Source organism: Streptomyces sp. NPDC060049, assembly GCF_042736715.1.
GTDB lineage: Bacteria > Actinomycetota > Actinomycetes > Streptomycetales > Streptomycetaceae > Streptomyces.
This window is the reverse complement of the sequence record NZ_JBHWVV010000003.1, coordinates 457,801-471,837: the sequence shown is the minus strand read 5'-3', so window position 1 is coordinate 471,837 and position 14,037 is coordinate 457,801. Positions and strand designations below refer to the sequence as shown.

Sequence of the window (14,037 nt, the reverse complement as noted above, 5' to 3'; positions counted from 1 at the left end):
GGCGTGATGTTAGCCACATCGGTGAGGATGCGTCAGGCGTGTGACAAGACAACATCCGCCGGCCCCCCGTACTTGGCCGATCTGCGCCCCTGCCGGTAGGGGTGCGAAGGCGGGCGAAAACGGCGTGACCCCGCCCCTCCGGAAGGAGGGACGGGGGATCTCAGCGCACGTACGGCGGGGACCGGCGGAACGGGGATCAGCCGGACGGGGTTCAGCGGCCCGCGCGGTTGACGGCGGAGATGACCGCCTTCAGGGAGGCGCGGGTGGTGTTCGCGTCGATGCCGATGCCCCACAGGACGCGGCCGTCGATCGCGCACTCGATGTACGAGGCGGCGACGGCGGAGGCGCCCTCGCTCATCGTGTGCTCGGTGTAGTCCAGCAGGCGGGCGTCGATGCCGATGCCGGCCAGTGCGTCGAAGAAGGCCGAGATCGGGCCGTTGCCGGTGCCGTTCAGCACGGTGTCCACGCCGTCCACGACCGCCTCGACGGTCAGCGTGTCCGTGCCGTCCTTGTCGGTGGTGGTCTGGCCGGAACGCAGCTGGATGCGGCCCCAGGGGTTCTCGGGGTTGGGCAGGTACTCGTCCTGGAAGACGTCCCAGATCGCCTTGGGGGTGACCTCGCCGCCCTCGGAGTCGGTCTTCGCCTGGATGATCCGCGAGAACTCGATCTGCATGCGGCGCGGCAGGTCCAGCTTGTGGTCGTTCTTCAGGACGTACGCGATGCCGCCCTTGCCGGACTGCGAGTTGACCCGGATGACGGCCTCGTAGGAACGGCCGACGTCCTTGGGGTCGATGGGCAGGTACGGGACCGCCCACTCGATGTCGTCCACGGTCTTGCCCTGGGCGGCCGCGTCGGCCTCCATGGCGTCGAAGCCCTTCTTGATGGCGTCCTGGTGGGAGCCGGAGAAGGCGGTGTAGACCAGGTCGCCCGCGTAGGGGTGGCGCGGGTGGACCTCCATCTGGTTGCAGTACTCGCTGGTGCGGCGGATCTCGTCGATCTGGGAGAAGTCGATCTGCGGGTCGATGCCCTGCGAGAACAGGTTCATGCCCAGCGTGATCAGGTCGACGTTGCCGGTGCGCTCGCCCTGGCCGAACAGGCAGCCCTCGATGCGGTCGGCGCCGGCCATCAGGGCCAGTTCGGCGGCGGCCACGGCCGTGCCGCGGTCGTTGTGCGGGTGCACGGAGATGCAGATGTGCTCGCGGCGGGTCAGGTTGCGGGCCATCCACTCGAAGCGGTCCGCGTGCGTGGAGGGCGTCGAGCGCTCCACGGTGGCGGGCAGGTTCAGGATGATCTCGCGGCCTTCGGACGGCTGCCACACGTAGCAGACGGCCTCGCAGACCTCCAGGGCGAAGTCCAGCTCGGTGTCGGTGAAGATCTCCGGGCTGTACTGGTAGCCGAAGGTGGTCTCCGGGCCCAGCAGCTTGTCGGCGTACTCCATGACCAGGCGGGTGCCGTCGACGGCGATCTGCTTGATCTGCTCCTTGGAGCCGCGGAAGACGACCCGGCGGAAGGTCGGCGCGGTCGCGTTGTACAGGTGAACGGTGGCGCGCTTGGCGCCGGCCAGCGACTCCACGGTCCGCTCGATCAGGTCCTCGCGGGCCTGGGTCAGTACGGAGATGGTGACGTCGTCCGGGATCGCGCCCTCTTCGATGATGGAGCGCACGAAGGCGAAGTCGGTCTCGCCGGAGGAGGGGAAGCCGACCTCGATCTCCTTGTAGCCCATGCGCACCAGCAGGTCGAACATCTCGCGCTTGCGGGCGGGGGTCATCGGGTCGATCAGCGACTGGTTGCCGTCGCGCAGGTCGGTGGACAGCCAGCGGGGCGCCTTGGTGACGCGGGCCTCGGGCCAGGTGCGGTCGGGGATGTCCACCTGCTCGTACGAGCCGTACTTGTGGATCGGCATCCCGGAGGGCTTCTGGGTGTGGGTCGCGTTCGTGATGGGCGTGGGGCGACCGACAAAAGTGTGCTGGCTCATGACGTAGGGCTCCTCGCGTGTCCGCGTGTAGTTCGCTGGGACGGCCGACGACGGTCGCAAAACCGCAACACCAAACTCCGCGGGGAGGGGGTCGGCCTACGACTACAGGCCCTCGCCGCGGCAGCTAAGGAGAAGCAGCCCGAAACGCATGATGGGCCGAGCCTAACCGAGCCGCCCCGTAATCCGGGACCTGTTTCAGTATGCAAGACCGGCAGGTCCGTTTTGTACCCTTTGTGAGCTAAGCCTCGCCCGCCCGTGCGAGACCCGCCCCGGGCCCGGGTGATCCGTCAACGCGGCGCGGCCACTTTCAGACAACCGAATGAATCATGGTGGCCGCTAGTGACATTCCGATCACTCGCTGCCAGATTGCCGGGATGGATGCCTCGCACGCCCACCGCCACCCCGCCTTCTGCACCGTGGTGCCCCCACACCTCCTGGACAAGATCGCCCGGTCCGAGGACGCCGCCCGCGCGGCCGCCGCCCGGCGCACCCTCGAGCTGGACGCCTCCCACCGCGTCCGGCGCCTGATGGCGGTCCTCCCCTCCCCGGGAGAGGCGGCCCCCGACACCCCCGAACGGACCATTCACGACGCGCAGCACCACACCCGGCTGCCGGGGAAGAAGGTCCGCGGCGAGGGCGGCGACCCGAGCAAGGACGCCAGCGTCAACCGTGCCTACGCCGGGCTCGGGGCCACCTTCGAGCTGTACCTCAAGGCTTTCGGCCGCCACTCGATCGACGACGCCGGCCTGCCGCTGAGCGCCAGCGTCCACTACGACCGGCTGTACAACAACGCCTTCTGGGACGGCAGCCAGATGGTCTTCGGCGACGGCGACGGGGACCTCTTCCTCGACTTCACCGTCTCCGTCGACGTCATCGGGCACGAGCTGACCCACGGTGTCACCCAGTACACCGCCAACCTCGAGTACTACGGCCAGTCCGGCGCGCTCAACGAGTCCATGTCCGACGTCTTCGGCTCCCTGATCAAGCAGTACTCGCTGGACCAGACGGCCGAGGAGGCCGACTGGCTGATCGGCGCCGGGCTGCTCGGTCCGTCCGTCGACAGCGGCTCCGCCCTGCGGTCGATGAAGGCCCCCGGGACGGCGTACGAGGACGACGAGCTCGGCAAGGACCCGCAGCCCGCGACGATGGACGGCTACGTCCGCACCTCCCGCGACAACGGTGGAGTGCACATCAACTCCGGCATCCCCAACCACGCCTTCTACATCGTGGCCACCGAGCTCGGCGGCAAGGCCTGGGAGCGGGCCGGGCGGATCTGGTACGACACGCTGACCGGCGGGCAGCTCGGCCCGAGGGCCGACTTCGCCGAGTTCGCCGCCCTGACCGTCACCTCGGCCGTGTCCCGGTACGGGGAGGGCGGCGCCGAACACCAGGCGCTCCAGAAGGCGTGGTCGGCGGTCGGGGTGGGGTAGGAGGGCGGTCATGCGGATTCAGGTGGTGCGGACGGGCGGCTTCGCGGGGATCGAGCGACGGGCCGAGGTGGACACCTCGGGCCTCGCCGAGGAGGCCGAGTGGCAGGCCATGGCCCAGCGGGCCCTGCGGCCCGGCCCACCGGGGGATCCGGCGGACCGGATCCGGGACGGGTTCTCCTACCGGATCACCGTGGACGGGCGGACGGTGCTCTGCCGTGACCCGCACCTGACGGAGGCGCAGCGCTCGCTGATCTCGCGCGTCCTGAAAGAAGGTGCTTAGCCGCGGACCGCTTGCTTGGATGGCCGGATGACTACGACTTCCGACTGCCTGCCCGAGCTGGAGCGCTACTACGACGCGGCACCCCGGGTGGGCGGGGCCCGCACCGAGGACTTCGGTCCGCTGACCCTGTTCGTCCAGGAGGGCGCGGGCTGGCCGTACTACGCGCGGCCCGCGCTCGGCGGCGCTTCGGCCGGCGGCGTCTCGCCGGCCGACGTGGAGCGGGTGCTGGCCCGGCAGCGGGAGCTGAAGGTCCCCGAGACCTTCGAGTGGGTGGCCGAAACCACCCCCTCCCTGCGGGCCGCGGCGGAGGCCGCCGGGCTCCAGGTCCACGCCCACCCGCTGATGGTGCTCGACCCTTCCGCGGTACGCCTCCCCGTGCATCCCGACGTACGCGTACTCGGCGCGGCCGACCCGCTGCTGCGCGCGGCGGTGACAGTGCCGATGCTGGCCTTCGCCGCGCCCGGCACGGCGGTGGGCGAGGCGGGCCCGGCGGAGCTCGCGGTGGCGGAGCGGGACCCGGCCTCGGAAGGCCGCCGGGTCCGGGTCTCCGCAATGATCGCGTCGGGCCGCACCGCCCTGGCGGCGGCCTCGCGCGACGGCGTGGTCCTGTGCTCCGGCCAGCACAACCCGGTCGGTGACGTCACCGAGGTCGTCGGCGTCGGCACCCTCCCGTCGGCCCGCCGCCGGGGCCTGGCCCTCGGGGTGACGGCTGCCCTGGTCGCGGACGCCCTGGCCCGCGGGGCCCGCACGGTCTTCCTCTCGGCGGGTGACGAGGACGTGGCCCGCCTCTACGCCCGCCTCGGCTTCCGCCCGGCGGGCACGGCCCTGATCGCGGACCGCCCCCTGTGATATTCCGATTCCGGACGGCGCGGTTCTGAGCGCGGTTCCGACGGAACGGTTCTGACGGCGCGGTTCACAGGGCGGGGTTGCCGGAACGGCAACGTCGTTTGGCGAGCCGGGGCGGGCGGCCCGAGCATCGGGGGCAGGCAACCGCACCGACCGGAAGAGGCCGCCATGTCGCACGAGCACCACCACCGGTTCCCCGAGTCCGCCGGCTTCGCGGGCGAGGAGTACTGGGACGCCCGCTACCGCGAGAGCGAGAAGATCTGGAGCGGCGAAGCCAATGCGGCCCTGGCGCGGGAGGTCTCCTCGCTCGCTCCGGGGCGCGCCCTAGACCTGGGCTGCGGAGAGGGCGGCGACGCCGTGTGGCTCGCGCGCAGGGGCTGGCACGTCACCGGGACGGACATCTCCTCGGTCGCCCTGGAGCGGGCGGCGGCGCACGCCGCCGACGCCGGTGTCGCGGAGCGCACCTCGTGGGAGCGGCACGACCTCGCGGAGTCCTTCCCGGCCGGGGAGTACGACCTGGTCTCCGCGTGCTTCCTGCACACCTTCGGCGATTTCCCGCGCGAGCGGATCCTGCGGAGGGCCGCCGCGGCCGTGGCCCCCGGCGGGATGCTCCTCGTCGTCGGCCACGCGGGCTGGGCCCCCTGGCAGGAGGACCGCCCGGAGATCGCCATGCCGACCCCCGGCGAGGTCCTCGCCCGGCTGGAGCTCGAGACCGGCGCCTGGGAGGTGCTCCTGGCGGAGGAACACGTACGGGTCCAGAACCAGCCTGACGGCCGGCCCGGGACCCGTACGGACAACGCGGTGAAGGTGCGGCGGCTGCCCTAGGCGATCCCTTTCGGATCTTGCCGGGGCAGGGGCCTCACGAGGTCAGAAGCCGAGCTTGCGCAGCTGCTTGGGGTCGCGCTGCCAGTCCTTGGCGACCTTCACGTGCAGGTCGAGGAAGACCGGGGTGCCGAGCAGGGCCTCGATGTGCTTGCGCGACTTCATCCCGACCTCCTTCAGGCGGGCGCCCTTCGGGCCGATGATGATGCCCTTCTGGCTCGGCCGCTCGATGTAGAGGTTCGCGTGGATGTCGAGCAGCGGGCGGTCCGCCGGGCGGTTCTCCCGGGGGATCATCTCCTCGACGACGACCGCGATGGAGTGCGGGAGCTCGTCGCGTACGCCTTCCAGTGCGGCCTCGCGGATCAGCTCCGCGACCATGACCATCTCGGGCTCGTCGGTGAGGTCGCCCTCGGGGTACAGCGGCGGGCTCTTCGGCAGCATCGGTGCGATCAGGTCCGCCAGCAGCTGGACCTGGCTGTCGCCGACCGCCGAGACGGGGACGATCTCGGCCCACTCGAAGCCGAGCTCCTCGGCGAGCTGGTGCACGGCGATGAGCTGCTCGCCCACCTGCTTGGACTCGACGAGGTCGGTCTTGGTGATGATGGCGATCTTGGGGGTCTTCTTGATCCCCGCGAGCTCCTTGGCGATGAACTTGTCGCCGGGGCCGAGCTTCTGGTCGGCGGGCAGGCAGAAGCCGATGACGTCGACCTCGGTCCACGTCGCGCGCACGACGTCGTTCAGGCGCTCGCCGAGCAGGGTGCGCGGCTTGTGCAGGCCGGGCGTGTCGACCAGGACGAGCTGGGCGTCGGGGCGGTGCACGATGCCGCGGACCGTGTGGCGGGTGGTCTGCGGCCGGTTGGAGGTGATCGCGACCTTGGTACCCACGAGCGCGTTGGTCAGGGTCGACTTCCCCGCGTTGGGACGGCCGACGAAGCAGGCGAAGCCCGCACGGTGCGGGCTGGTGGTCTCGGGGGAACGATCGCTCATACGGGCCATTCTCCCCGATGCGGCTCCCAGCGCCGACCAGGCCGCCGCCACGAGGGCGAGAGCGGCCCCGAGCAGCCCGTTCAGGGCGGGATGGGCGGCATGTCCGACGGCGGCCCGGGAGGTGGCCCCCTCGGCTCCGGCCGCCACCGTGACCTGCGTCCATTCCAGCGCGGGCGGGTCCTCCCAGCGGGCTTCGAGCCGGACTTCCTGACCGGGCAGCAGCTCGGCGGGCAGCCCGGTGAGGGTCCGGGAGAGCAGGGGGCGGCCGAGTGCGCCGGTGGCGGTGAGGACGGCGCGGGGGCGCAGGGTGACGTTGCCGAGGTTGCGGAGGGTGTACGTGATCTCCGCGCCGCCGGCGCCGCGAGGTGTGGCGCGGAGGTCCTCGACGGCGAGGGCGGGGGCGGTGGGCCCGGTGACCCGCAGGTAGACCCGGGCCGCGACGGCCTGCTGCACGCCGATGCCCTGCGCTGCCGTGCCGGCCGGCCGGTCCTCCAGCGCGACGACGGCTCCGGGGTGGTCCCCGGGCTCGGCCCGGTCGGGGACGGCGAGGGTGAACCCGACGCTGAGGGCGGTCTTCGCCGGGACGGTGATCCGCTCCCGGTCGAGCTTCGTCCAGGCGGCGGTGGCGGTGCGCGGCTCGTCGGGGCCGCGCAGGGCGAAACCGCCGTCGCGGGCGGTGTTGTAGGCGTCGGCGGCGTAGAGGCGGAAGGTGCGGGGCCGGTCGGTGCGGTTGGCGACGGTGACGGAGTCGGTGACGGTCTGCCCGGGGGCGGCGGAGAGGTAGAAGTAGGGGCGCTGCCCGAGCTTGTTGGCAGCGGGCAGCACGGACCACTGCCCGTTGTCGGCGGCGGTGGCGGGTCCGGCCGCGCCGAGCAACAGGACAGCGAACCCGGCGAGGAGCGCCAGGACCGTCCCCGCCGCGGCCCGCGCGCGGGCGGTCGTCACGACAGGGTCAGGGTCAGCACCGCCGTGTAGGCGCCCGGCGGGGTGTACGGGGGGACCTGGAGGGCGACGGCCGCGTCGATGGTGAAGGTGCCCCCGGTGAGCGCCGCGTCCCCGGTGGAGGCCAGTACCGCCCCGTCCGGTCCGACCGTGCCCGCGCTGCCCGGCGTACACGCGCTCGGGCTGCCGGGCGCGGCCGTGCACGACGGGGTCCAGCTCAGGGAGGCGCCGGGGATGCGGACACCGCCGGCGCCCGTGAAATCGGTGACCTTGCCGATCAGCGACCACCCGGCAGGGCCGCCCCGGGCGTCCTTGACGGTGACGGTGCCGATCCGGCCGGCCGCCGCGCCGCCGTCCCCGTACGGGACCGCGCTCAGGGTCACGGCCGCGCCGTCCTGCGTCAGGCCCAGTGCGCCGGGCTCCACGACCGCCGTCACCTCCAGGGTGCCCGGCGCCGGCGGGGCGGCGCCGATGACGGTGTACGCGGCCGGCCCGGAGCCCTGGGTGGGCGACCAGGCCGCGCCCTCGTACGCGACGACGGCGGTGGTCGCCTTGTCCGTGACCGCCAGCTCCGCCAGGACGACGCCCAGCTCGTCGGCCCTCGCCGACACCCGGTCCGCGGTTTCGGCCGCTCCCGCCCGACCGGCCACGGTGACGGCCGCACCGGGGACGAAGCCGGCGCCCATGACCTTGACCTTGGCGCCCGGTCCGCCCGCGGCGGCGGCGAGCGCGACCGACCGGAGGTTGGCCGTCGGCAGCGGGGACGCGGTGATCCGCTGCGCGACCGGAGACGCGGGCGCGGGCGGCTCGGGCGACGGGTTCGGGTTCGGGTTCGGGTTCGGGTTCGGGTTCGGGTTCGGTGAGGGATGCGTATCCGGATCCGGGGTCGCGGCGGCCGCGCAGGTGGTGTCGAGGTCGAGCAGGTGGCCGGTGTGCAGCGTGTAGCCGCCCGGGGCCAGGGTGATCTCGCCGGGCGCGGTGACGGTGAAGGTGCCCGTCATGGTGACGGCGGGCAGCGCCTCGCCCGCCTTGACGGGGTCGTTGCGCTTGGCTCCGACGACCGTGACCTCGCCGCTCTGCGCGCCCCCGAGCACGATCCGGCCGGTCGGGGTGAGCACGTCGGCGGGCAGGTCGACGGCGAGCGGGTTCACGGCCGGGGTCCGGGTCACCTGGTAGGTCACGGTGACGGTGTCGCCCACGCGCGGCGTCGGGTCGTCGACGGTGATCCGGGCGGTGGTGGGGCCGTCGGCGGGCGGCAGGCCGGCTTCCTGGGGCGGCAGGCAGTGCGTCGGGAAGGTCACCTGCCCGGGCACTCGGCCGGCGGGCGGTTCCCCTTCGGCGGCGGCGGGCGGGCTCAGCGCGCCCCCGGCGGCGGCTGCCAGCGCCGCCACGCCGACGGCCGCCGACCATCCCCTGCTCCGCGCCGATGTCCGCACTGCCCGCCCCCTGCGATCCCGTACCCCGACTGGGGGTCATTCACGAGCGGGCGGCGGGATAAGTCAATGCACGGACCCCGCAGCGACTGATGTCCCATCAGGAGATGGGAGGGTGAGGCCACTTGGGCCTGCCGAGGTCTCCCGGAACGTCCGCCGGTAGGCCGACGGGCTCACCCCGATCGCCGCCTGCACGTGCTTGCGCAGCGACTGCGCCGTCCCGAAACCCGCCTCGCGCGCCACCTGTTCCATCGGCAGGTCGGTCTGCTCCAGCAGCGAGCGGGCCCGCTCCACCCGCTGCCCGACGATCCACTCGCCGGGGCTGAGCCCCGACTCCTCGCGGAACCTGCGCGTGAAGGTCCGGACCGACATCGACTCCTGCCGGGCCAGGTCGGTCAGCCGCAGCGGCTCGTGCAGCCGGTCCAGCACCCACGCGCGGGCCGCGGTGGTGGCGGACCGCTGCGGCTGCGGCACCGGGCGCTCGATGAACTGTGCCTGTCCGCCCTCGCGGTGCGGCGGTACGACGGTGCGCCGGGCCACGTCGTTGGCGACGGCCACGCCGTGGTCGCGGCGCACGATGTGCAGGCACAGGTCGATGCCGGCGGCGACTCCGGCCGAGGTGAGCACGTCCCCGTCGTCGGTGTAGAGCACGCCCGGGTCGACGAGCACGGCCGGGAACATCTGCTGGAAGTGGCCCGCCGATGCCCAGTGGGTGGTGGCCCGGCGGCCGTCCAGGTACCCGGCGGCGGCCAGCACGTAGCCGCCCGTACAGATGGAGACGAGCCGGGTACCGGGCCTGATGTGCGCGAGCGCGGCGGCGAGTTCGGGAGTGAGCCGGCCCTCGTCGTGGACCGGGCCCAGCTCGTAGGAGGCGGGGACCACCACCGTGTCGGCCGTGGCCAGCAGTTCAGGGCCGTGCTCGACGCGGATGTCGAAGTCGGCGTCCGTGGGCACCCTTCCGGGGGCGATCGCGCACGTGAGGATCTCGTACAGCGGCCGTCCGGCGCTGTCCTTGGCCCGGCCGAAGATCCGGTGCGGGATCCCGAGCTCGAAGGGCAGCAGCCCGGCGAGCGCGAGGACGACGACACGGTGCGTGCGAGTCTCCATGGCCCGATCATATCGAAGGGTGTCGGTCAGGCCACTGTCGTACGGGGCTCCGCCGACCGGAAACTGTCGTCGTGACGCAAACAGCCCCCGGCCCCGGCCCCTCCCCCGCCTCCACGCCCGCGCCCGCGGACGCACCCGCCGAAACGCCCGCCGACGCGCCCCGGCGGCCGCACCGCGTCCACCGCGCCTGGTTCGTCGCGGCCGTCGCCTTCGTGACGATCATCGGCGCGGCCGCCTTCGCCTCCCTCCCCGGGCTGCTCATCGAACCGCTGCACGAGGAGTTCGACTGGTCGCGCGGCACGATCGGCCTCGCCGTCTCCGTGAACCTCGCGCTGTACGGGCTCACCGCGCCGTTCGCGGCCGCGCTGATGGACCGCTTCGGCATCCGGAAGGTCGTCGCGGTCGCGCTGACCGTCATAGCCGGCGGCTCGGTGGCCACGGTCTGGATGACCGCCTCCTGGCAGCTGGTCCTGTACTGGGGCGTCCTGGTCGGCCTGGGCAGCGGCTCGATGGCGCTGGCCTTCGCGGCGACGGTGACCAACCGCTGGTTCACCGCACGCCGCGGCCTGGTCACCGGCATCCTGACCGCCGCCGGCGCCTCCGGACAGCTGGTCTTCCTGCCGCTGCTGGCCTGGCTGGTCGAGCACCACGGCTGGCGCCCGGCGTCGGTCACCGTCTCCCTGGCGGCCCTCGCCGTCGTGCCCTTCGTCTGGCTCCTGCTGCGCGACCACCCGGCAGACCTCGGACTCGCCCCGTACGGGGGCACCTACGCGGCCAAGCCGGCCCCCGTCCCGGGAGCCGCGCGCCGGGCGGTGACCGTGCTCGCCAAGGCGGCCCGGACCGGCCCCTTCTGGCTGCTGGCGGGGACCTTCGCGATCTGCGGAGCGTCCACCAACGGCCTGGTCAAGACCCACTTCATCCCGTCGGCCCACGACCACGGCATGCCGGTGACGGCGGCGGCCGGGCTGCTGGCGGTGATCGGCGTGTTCGACGTGATCGGGACCGTGTTCTCCGGCTGGCTGACGGACCGCTTCGAGTCGCGCCGGCTCCTCGCCGTCTACTACGCCCTGCGCGGGGTCTCGCTGCTCTTCCTCCCGATGCTGCTGGCCCCGTCCGTGCACCCGCCGATGGTGTTCTTCATCGTCTTCTACGGCCTGGACTGGGTCGCGACCGTCCCGCCGACGATCGCGCTGTGCCGCGAGCACTACGGCGAGGACGGCGCCATCGTCTTCGGCTGGGTCCTGGCCTCGCACCAGGTCGGCGCGGCGGCGGTGGCCTTCCTCGGGGGCCTGGCCCGCGACGCCTTCGGCTCCTACGACCCCGTCTGGTACGCGTCGGGCGCGCTGTGCGCGATGGCCGCGCTGATGGCGATGGTCATCCGCCGGCGCTCCACCGCCAAGGCCGCCACGGCCTGACGGGCCCGACCTGCCCGATGCCGCAGCGGGTCGGGCGCATCGGCCACACCGGGACGGCCTCCCTCCCGCGGACCTGGATACGGCAGCAGCCCGAGCATCGACCTGCGGGACCGGCTCCGGTCACCCCCGGAGCCGGCGGACGGGCGCCGGGCAGGTCACGACGACCCGCCCCCGCACCCCCGCAGGGCTCAGGCTCCCGCCGCCGTGGTGGACTTCAGGGTGCCGTCCGGGCCGGCCAACAGGACCGGGGTGTCCGGGCCGCCGAGGTCGCGGACCGCCGCGCGGTCGGCGTCGGCGGGGGCGTCCGCCGCGCTGACGACCGCGGCCGCCTCCAGGGACTGGGCGCCGCTGGCCACCGCCATGGCGACGGCCGTCTGGAGGGCGCTCAGCTTCAGGGAGTCCAGCTCGACGGTTCCGGCGACGTACGTACGGCCGGTCTCGTCCCGGACCGCCGCCCCCTCGGGCACGCCGTTGCGGGCCCGGGCGCTGCGCGCCAGCGTGATGATCTTGCTGTCTTCGGGGTCGATCCCGGTGCTCTCGGTCATAGCCCGAAGCATAGGGAGCGCGTCCGCGGGGTCGCACGACGACCCCGCGGACGCACGCCGCGGCCCCGGCCCGCGGTGCGGGGCTACGGCCGGTCGAGCCGCAGCCGCTCGGCCCGCGGGAGACCCGCGACGACCAGGTCGTACGAGTCCTCCACGAGCTCCCGGACCAGCGCGTCGGGCAGAGCCCCGGGCCCGCCCGCCGTCACCGTGTTCCAGTGCCGCTTGTTCATGTGCCAGCCCGGGACGATCGCCTCGTGCTCCTCGCGCAGCCGCACCGCGAGTTCCGGTTCGCACTTGAGGTTGACCTTCAGCGGTTCCGCGTCCAGGGCGGTCAGGGCGAACACCTTCCCCAGCACCTTGAACACCGAGGTCTCCGGGGTGAAGGGGAACTCCTCCACCGCCGCGTTGAAGCCCAGGCAGAAGTCGCGCAGCTCCGCCGGCGTCATTCGCCCTCCTCGCCTTCGCCCGTGCCCACCGTGGCGACCACCGGCTCCACGAGCACCGTCACGATCTTGTTCCGCCGTCCCGCCGGGGACTCGGCGGTCAGCCGCAGCGGCCGCCCGTCCGGCAGGTCCACCAGCGCCGAAGCGCCCGCGATCGGCACCCGGCCCAGCGCCTTGGCGAGCAGGCCGCCGACCGTCTCCACGTCCTCGTCGTCGAACGAGTCGACCTTGAACAGTTCACCGAGGTCGGTGATGTCCAGGCGGGCGGTGACCCGGTAGCGGTCCGCGCCCAGCTCTTCGACCGGCGCGATCTCACGGTCGTACTCGTCGGTGATCTCGCCGACGATCTCTTCCAGGATGTCCTCGATGGTGACGATGCCGGCCGTACCGCCGTACTCGTCGATGACGACCGCCACGTGGTTGCGTACCGACTGCATCTCGCGCAGCAGGTCGCCCGCGTTCTTGGTGTCCGGCACGAAGACCGCCGGCCGCATCGCCGTCGAGACCAGGTCGGCCTCCGTCTCGCGGCTGATGTGCGTCTTGCGGACCAGGTCCTTGAGGTACACGATGCCGACGATGTCGTCCTCGTTCTCGCCGGTCACCGGGATGCGCGAGAAACCCGAACGCAGCGCGAGCGTGGTCGCCTGACGGATCGTCTTGTACCGCTCGATGCAGACGAGGTCGGTGCGGGGCACCATGACCTCGCGCACGAGGGTGTCGCCCAGCTCGAAGACCTGGTGCACCATCCGGCGCTCTTCGTCCTCGATCAGCGATTCCTTCTCGGCCAGGTCGACCATGGCGCGCAGCTCGGCCTCGGAGGCGAAGGGCCCCTTGCGGAAACCCTTTCCGGGCGTGAGCGCGTTGCCGAGGAGGATCAGCAGTTGCGGGATCGGACCCATGACGCGCGCGAGCGGTACGAGGACGTACGCGGCCGCCGTCGCCGTGTTCAGCGGGTGCTGCCGGCCGATGGTGCGCGGCGAGACGCCGACCGCCACGAACGACACGAGCACCATCACGGCGATGGCGACGAGCAGCGCGGTCCAGTTCTCCCCGAACTCGTCGAGGCACATGTAGGTGACGAGCACGCCCGCCGCCATCTCGCAGGTGACCCGGACCAGCAGCGCGACATTGACGTAGCGGGTGGGGTCGGCGGCGACCTGGGCCAGCTTCGCACTGCCGCGCCGGCCCGCCCGTACGGCCTGTTCGGCGCGGAAGGCGGAGATCCGGGCGATCCCGGACTCGGCGCACGCGGCGAACCAGGCCACCACGACGAGCAGGACGGCCCCGGTGATCAGCTGAGGTGCGCCGGTCACGAGACGGTCGGTGCCGGGGACGGGCCGGTCACGCCGCGCTCACCGCGCCAGCCGTCGACGATGGCCGCCTGGAGGCCGAACATCTCGACCTTCTCGTCCGGCTCCTCGTGGTCGTAGCCGAGCAGGTGCAGCACCCCGTGGACGGTCAGGAGCTGGAGCTCCTCGTCCATGGAGTGCCGCGTGGGCGCGTCCGCGCCCTGCTGCTTCGCCACTTCGGGGCAGAGCACGATGTCACCGAGGAGCCCCTGCGGGGGCTCCTCGTCGTCCTTCGACGGGGGACGCAGCTCGTCCATCGGGAAGGACATGACGTCGGTGGGCCCGGGCAGGTCCATCCACTGGATGTGGAGCTGCTCCATCGCCGCCTCGTCGACGACGATGACGGAGAGCTCCGAGAGCGGGTGGATCCGCATCCGGGTGAGCGCGTAGCGGGCGATGTCGAGGATCGCCTGCTCGTCGACCTCGGTTCCGGACTCGTTGTTGACGTCGATCGACATGGTGC

13 protein-coding genes and 1 pseudogene are annotated in these 14,037 nt (G+C 72.6%); 5 read left to right on the top strand and 9 right to left on the bottom strand.

Features of this window, described 5'->3' with window-relative positions; genetic code table 11:
- Positions 1–211: 211 nt before the first annotated feature.
- Positions 212–1,975: a 2-isopropylmalate synthase gene (gene leuA, locus ACFWBY_RS07370; RefSeq protein WP_385338948.1), complete on the bottom strand. Its 1,764-nt coding sequence runs from the start codon at positions 1,973–1,975 to the stop codon at positions 212–214.
- 374 nt (positions 1,976–2,349) lie between these two features.
- Here leuA and ACFWBY_RS07365 point away from each other — a divergent pair, with 374 nt between their 5' ends.
- The 4 genes from ACFWBY_RS07365 to ACFWBY_RS07350 all read left to right on the top strand — a co-directional run bounded on the left by ACFWBY_RS07365 (position 2,350) and on the right by ACFWBY_RS07350 (position 5,356).
- A complete protein-coding gene (locus ACFWBY_RS07365) occupies positions 2,350–3,405 on the top strand; it encodes a M4 family metallopeptidase (protein ID WP_385338945.1) in 1,056 nt (351 codons plus the stop codon).
- 10 nt (positions 3,406–3,415) lie between these two features.
- Positions 3,416–3,685, top strand: a complete 270-nt coding sequence (locus tag ACFWBY_RS07360) for a protealysin inhibitor emfourin (RefSeq protein WP_385338942.1) — start codon at positions 3,416–3,418, stop codon at positions 3,683–3,685.
- Between the two features lie 27 nt (positions 3,686–3,712).
- Complete coding sequence (locus ACFWBY_RS07355; RefSeq protein WP_385338939.1) at positions 3,713–4,534, top strand: GNAT family N-acetyltransferase; 822 nt, start codon at positions 3,713–3,715, stop codon at positions 4,532–4,534.
- Positions 4,535–4,699: 165 nt separating this feature from the next.
- On the top strand, positions 4,700–5,356 hold the full coding sequence (locus ACFWBY_RS07350; RefSeq protein ID WP_385338936.1) for a class I SAM-dependent methyltransferase: 657 nt from the start codon (positions 4,700–4,702) through the stop codon (positions 5,354–5,356).
- 42 nt (positions 5,357–5,398) lie between these two features.
- On the opposite strand, the gene era is transcribed toward ACFWBY_RS07350, so the two are convergent.
- From era to ACFWBY_RS07330, 4 genes and pseudogenes are all read right to left on the bottom strand, one after another.
- A complete protein-coding gene (gene era, locus ACFWBY_RS07345) occupies positions 5,399–6,349 on the bottom strand; it encodes a GTPase Era (protein WP_385339077.1) in 951 nt (316 codons plus the stop codon).
- 504 nt (positions 6,350–6,853) lie between these two features.
- A pseudogene (locus ACFWBY_RS07340) lies at positions 6,854–7,165 on the bottom strand (WxL protein peptidoglycan domain-containing protein); the annotation flags it as partial.
- A gap of 116 nt (positions 7,166–7,281) precedes the next feature.
- Complete coding sequence (locus tag ACFWBY_RS07335) at positions 7,282–8,718, bottom strand: beta-xylosidase (protein WP_385338933.1); 1,437 nt, start codon at positions 8,716–8,718, stop codon at positions 7,282–7,284.
- Positions 8,719–8,781: 63 nt separating this feature from the next.
- The gene (locus ACFWBY_RS07330) at positions 8,782–9,822 is read right to left on the bottom strand and encodes a GlxA family transcriptional regulator (RefSeq protein ID WP_385338930.1); all 1,041 of its coding nucleotides are present in this window, start codon (positions 9,820–9,822) and stop codon (positions 8,782–8,784) included.
- A 71-nt stretch (positions 9,823–9,893) separates the two neighbouring features.
- On the opposite strand from ACFWBY_RS07330, the gene ACFWBY_RS07325 reads away from it, so the two are divergent.
- The gene (locus ACFWBY_RS07325) at positions 9,894–11,237 is read left to right on the top strand and encodes an MFS transporter (protein WP_385338927.1); all 1,344 of its coding nucleotides are present in this window, start codon (positions 9,894–9,896) and stop codon (positions 11,235–11,237) included.
- 188 nt (positions 11,238–11,425) lie between these two features.
- Here ACFWBY_RS07325 and ACFWBY_RS07320 read toward each other — a convergent pair whose 3' ends face one another.
- The 4 genes from ACFWBY_RS07320 to ybeY form a co-directional block, all read right to left on the bottom strand.
- On the bottom strand, positions 11,426–11,782 hold the full coding sequence (locus ACFWBY_RS07320; RefSeq protein WP_385409634.1) for a cytidine deaminase: 357 nt from the start codon (positions 11,780–11,782) through the stop codon (positions 11,426–11,428).
- Positions 11,783–11,865: 83 nt separating this feature from the next.
- Complete coding sequence (locus tag ACFWBY_RS07315; RefSeq protein WP_385344347.1) at positions 11,866–12,228, bottom strand: MmcQ/YjbR family DNA-binding protein; 363 nt, start codon at positions 12,226–12,228, stop codon at positions 11,866–11,868.
- Positions 12,225–13,538 carry a hemolysin family protein gene (locus ACFWBY_RS07310; protein ID WP_385344350.1) on the bottom strand — a complete coding sequence of 438 codons (1,314 nt, stop codon included), beginning with the start codon at positions 13,536–13,538 and terminating at the stop codon, positions 12,225–12,227. Before ACFWBY_RS07310 ends, ACFWBY_RS07315 begins: the two co-directional genes overlap by 4 nt.
- Entirely contained in the window at positions 13,535–14,032 is a 498-nt protein-coding gene (gene ybeY / locus ACFWBY_RS07305) for an rRNA maturation RNase YbeY (RefSeq protein WP_385344352.1), read from the bottom strand. Before ybeY ends, ACFWBY_RS07310 begins: the two co-directional genes overlap by 4 nt.
- Positions 14,033–14,037: the final 5 nt, after the last annotated feature.

What these genes read in the sequence shown, in the direction of transcription:
- ACFWBY_RS07315 (WP_385344347.1), bottom strand. Translation starts at nt 12,228, where the DNA reads ATGACGCCGGCGGAGCTGCGCGACTTCTGCCTGGGCTTCAACGCGGCG.
- ybeY (WP_385344352.1), bottom strand. Translation starts at nt 14,032, where the DNA reads ATGTCGATCGACGTCAACAACGAGTCCGGAACCGAGGTCGACGAGCAG.
- era (WP_385339077.1), bottom strand. Translation starts at nt 6,349, where the DNA reads ATGGCCCGTATGAGCGATCGTTCCCCCGAGACCACCAGCCCGCACCGT.
- ACFWBY_RS07330 (WP_385338930.1), bottom strand. Translation starts at nt 9,822, where the DNA reads ATGGAGACTCGCACGCACCGTGTCGTCGTCCTCGCGCTCGCCGGGCTG.
- ACFWBY_RS07355 (WP_385338939.1), top strand. Translation starts at nt 3,713, where the DNA reads ATGACTACGACTTCCGACTGCCTGCCCGAGCTGGAGCGCTACTACGAC.
- leuA (WP_385338948.1), bottom strand. Translation starts at nt 1,975, where the DNA reads ATGAGCCAGCACACTTTTGTCGGTCGCCCCACGCCCATCACGAACGCG.
- ACFWBY_RS07360 (WP_385338942.1), top strand. Translation starts at nt 3,416, where the DNA reads ATGCGGATTCAGGTGGTGCGGACGGGCGGCTTCGCGGGGATCGAGCGA.
- ACFWBY_RS07320 (WP_385409634.1), bottom strand. Translation starts at nt 11,782, where the DNA reads ATGACCGAGAGCACCGGGATCGACCCCGAAGACAGCAAGATCATCACG.
- ACFWBY_RS07365 (WP_385338945.1), top strand. Translation starts at nt 2,350, where the DNA reads ATGGATGCCTCGCACGCCCACCGCCACCCCGCCTTCTGCACCGTGGTG.
- ACFWBY_RS07350 (WP_385338936.1), top strand. Translation starts at nt 4,700, where the DNA reads ATGTCGCACGAGCACCACCACCGGTTCCCCGAGTCCGCCGGCTTCGCG.